The sequence below is a fragment of the Bradyrhizobium sp. MI1.3 genome (assembly GCF_055811695.1).
Genome location: NZ_JBVVPQ010000042.1, coordinates 1 through 3741, shown reverse-complemented (window position 1 = coordinate 3741; position 3741 = coordinate 1). Strand labels below are relative to the sequence as shown.

The 3741-nt window shown below is 67.4% G+C and carries 3 protein-coding genes; 1 reads left to right on the top strand and 2 read right to left on the bottom strand.

Features of this window, described 5'->3' with window-relative positions:
* Positions 1–227: 227 nt before the first annotated feature.
* A complete protein-coding gene (locus tag AC0L3A_RS26360) occupies positions 228–1895 on the top strand; it encodes a SulP family inorganic anion transporter (RefSeq protein WP_007600919.1) in 1668 nt (555 codons plus the stop codon).
* Between the two features lie 161 nt (positions 1896–2056).
* Here AC0L3A_RS26360 and AC0L3A_RS26355 read toward each other — a convergent pair whose 3' ends face one another.
* Positions 2057–2419 carry a hypothetical protein gene (locus AC0L3A_RS26355; RefSeq protein WP_007600918.1) on the bottom strand — a complete coding sequence of 121 codons (363 nt, stop codon included), beginning with the start codon at positions 2417–2419 and terminating at the stop codon, positions 2057–2059.
* A gap of 118 nt (positions 2420–2537) precedes the next feature.
* The coding region (locus tag AC0L3A_RS26350) for a Spy/CpxP family protein refolding chaperone (protein WP_473255438.1) at positions 2538–3741 on the bottom strand (1204 nt) is incomplete at its 5' end.

The window sequence follows — 3741 nt, the reverse complement described above, 5'->3', positions numbered from 1 at the left end:
CCGGGGGGGTTAAAACCACCCCCCCCGCCCCCCCCACCCCCCCCCCCCCCCCACCCCGGCCCCCCCCCCCCCCCCCCCTTATCCCCCCCCCCCGGGCCCGCCCCCCCCGGCCCCCCGGGGGCCTCGAAATGACGACGGATGGAGATAAACTGCGTCTTCTGCTTCCCGATACGGAAATGCTGTAGTCTAACCGACTAACGCCAGGGCTTTCCGGGGACTCCACATCGATGCCGCACGACGCTCACGCCAAGCCAGCTTGGCCGCTGTTTCGCTCACTCGCGTCCTATTCCCTCCCGGGCGACCTGATGGCGGGGCTGACGCTCGCGGCGATCGCGATTCCCGAGCAGATGGCCACGGCGCGGCTCGGCGGCTTCGCGCCGCAGATCGGCTTCTTCGCCTTTATGGCGGGCTCGCTCGGCTTTGCGATGCTCGGCGGCAACCGCTTCCTGTCCTGCGGCGCCGATTCCACGATCACGCCGATCTTCGCCGGCGGACTGGCGGCGCTGGCCGCCACCGGCTCGCCTGAGTATCAGGGGCTCGCGATCGCGCTGGCACTGATGGTCGGCGCGATGATGCTGGCCGGCGGCGCTTTCCGCCTCGGCGGCATCGCCAATCTCTTGTCCGTGCCCGTCATGGTCGGCTTCCTCGCCGGCATCTCCGTCCACATCATCGTCTCGCAATTGCCGGGCGTGCTGGGTCTGGACTCGCCGGGCGGGCCGACGCTCGATCGCATCGGTGTGCTCGCAAGCGAGCTCGGCCGCACCAATCCCTTCACGCTGTGCATCGGCTTCGGTGTGCTGGCCGTGGTCTTCGTCTCCGAGAAGGTCAGCGCAAAAATTCCGGGCGCGCTGATCGGGCTCGTCGCCGCGACGCTGGCCACGATCGCACTCGGCCTCGAGAGCAAGGGCGTCAATGTCGTAGGCCTCGTGCCGGGGACGCTGCCGCGGCCGACCTTCCCCGAGCTTGCAGCGGAGCAATGGGTCCGCCTCGTGCCGCTCGCCTTTGTCATCACGGTCGTGGTGATGGTGCAGACTGCGGCGACGACGCGCTCGTTCCCGTCCGATCCCGACAAGCCGGCCGATGTCGATCGCGATTTTCTCGGCGCGGGCGCCGGCAGCGTGCTGTCGGGCCTGTTCGGCGCGTTTCCGGTCAATGCCAGCCCGCCGCGGACGGGCATTGTCGCCGAGACCGGCGGACAATCGCAGCTCGCGGGTCTCGCCGCCGCTGCGATCGTGCTGGCGCTGCTCGCGTTTGGAACGGGATTGCTGCAGCACGTTCCGGACGCAGCCCTCGGCGGCATCCTGCTGTTCGTCGCGCTGCGCATCATCCGCGTGAAGCAGATCGTCACGATCTATCACCAATCCCCGAGCGAATTCCTTCTGATCGCCGCCACCGCCGCGCTGATCATCGTGCTGCCGATCCAGCAGGGTGCGTTCCTCGGCATCGTGCTGTCGCTGCTGCACGGCATCTGGAGCACGACGCGCGCGCGGCTGGTCGAGTTCGAGCGCGTGCCGGGCACCACGATCTGGTGGCCGGCGCACCCGCACATCACCGGCGAGCGCATCGACGGCGTCGCCGTGATCGGGTTGCAGGCGCCGCTGTCGTTCCTCAATGCGCCCGGCTTTCGCAGCGACGTGTCCAGGGTGCTCGGCGCGACGCCGCCGCAACTGCTGGTGCTGGAGGCGAGCGGCATGGTCGAGATCGACTTCACCGCCGCGCAGATCCTGCTCGACGTTTTCAGGGCCTGCAGCGAACAGGGTGTCACGGTCGCGCTGGCCCGGCTGGAATCGGTACGCGCGCAGGCCGCGTTCGAGCGGTTCAGGCTGTTCGAGGCGCTGCCCCGGGAGAACGTCTTCCACAGTGTGGACGAGGCCGTGCGGAAGTTGGCGAAATAAGTCCTGCTACGCACTCCGATCCTCATCCTGAGGAGCCCGCGAAAAGCGGGCGTCTCGAAGGATGGCCACGGGCGAGATCCGGGCCTTCATGGTTCGAGACGCGCGAAGACGCGCTCCTCACCATGAGGGTCTTGGTGCAACGACGATCGCGCGAGCACCGCTCACTGCGCCAATGTCGGATGATCCCGCTGGACCGTTTCGCGGATCCAGCTGGCATGGATCGCGCGAAACAGGATCTGCGCCGTCTTGAGGTCGTTTGCCTTCATGCAGAGATCGACGATGCGGTGCACTGCGTCGTCGCGCATCAGTCCATCTGAGATCTTCATCGCGATTTCCATCGCGACTTTCGCCGCGCGCTCGTAGCGCGCGCTGTCGCGCTTGTCGTTGCGCGCGCTGCCTGCCGCGCTGGCCGCAGCCGCGTCACAGATCGCACGGATGCGCTCGGCGGCGTCGATGTCGCCGAGCGGTCCTTCGACCGTCTCATCCCAGACGTCGCCCGCCTTCTTCCTTGCGAACCACTCCATCACCCCGCCACCCGTGGTCTTCCGGCCACCGCATTGTTTCTGCTTCAGCGCCACCCAGCATAGAGAACCGCAGTGCGATCGGCGAGGCGGTTTTCCGCCACGGCTTTTTGCGACGCGCTCAGGACGTCCGACGCGGCCCGATCGCCTCGAACTGCGCCTTCTGCTCGTCGCTCAACGTGCCATAGAAATCCTCGAGCGCGGCCCGCACTGATTTCACGCCGTCCAGCATCATTTCGAGCCGCTTGTGAACCGCGGCCATGCGCGCCGGTGGTGTCATCACGTCGCTGGGCTGGCACGCGTCCTTGAGCGAATCTTTGACCCTGGCGCTGGTATCCTGAAGCACTTGCAGAGCAGCACGCTGAGTCTCACTGGGATGGAGCCGCGCGCCGATCTCGCCGGCTGGCCAATCGAGCCCAACAGGCGCACCGCAATTCTGAACCAGCGATGCGCTGGCGTCGCGGGAAGCCGCTGTCCGGCGCTGATCCTCGGCCAACGCATTGAAACGGGCCTTCTGCTCGTCGGTGAGGGCCCCATAGAATTTGTCGAGCGCCGGTTGCACCAGCTCGACGGCCTTCTCCATCGCCTCGATGCGCTGCTGCATCGCCGCCAACCGACCGGGCGCCGTCGCCGCGACTTGCGTTGGACAGGCCGCGCGGATGAGCTCTGCTGCCTGGATCGAGACATTGCCGAGTTCGTCGAGGCTTGCGCCTTGCGCCTCGGTCGGCTGCACCGCCGCGACGATCTGGTCGATCGGCAGACCGACGATTTCGCGACGGTCGCTGCCGCAAAGCTGATCGAGCGCAACGCCTCGCGCTTGCCGTCGTCCCTGCGATCGTTGCGGCAGATAGGCCGAGAGGCGATCATAGCCATAGGGGCCGAACATGCCGGCATAGATGTCGGGATAGCCGTAGCCCCAGAAGCCGAGACCGTCGCCCCAGATCGCGTAGTCGTAGAGGTCGTTGTAGGCGAACGGCCAGAACAGCGGCCCGACCCAGCCATAGCCGCCCCCGGCATGTTGCCACCAACCGCCGCTTGCGCCGTGCCAGCCGGCAAGGGCGGCCGCAGCTGCGATCTGGGCCCGCGCCGCCGGATTGCTGATCAGCCGGCCATTGCGAAACGCGCTGGAGTGCGCGTTCAGGGCATTGCGAAAATGCGCGGGACGGATACCCGTATTGCGGATCTGACCGAATTTCGAGGAACCATGTCGGGCTCCGGCTGCGAACCGCGTCCCGCCATGATGCCCGCCGCCGCCATGCGCGTGCCCGAAACCGTGACCGCCGAAATGACCGCCGCCATGATGGCCACCCCCGTGCCCACCGCCA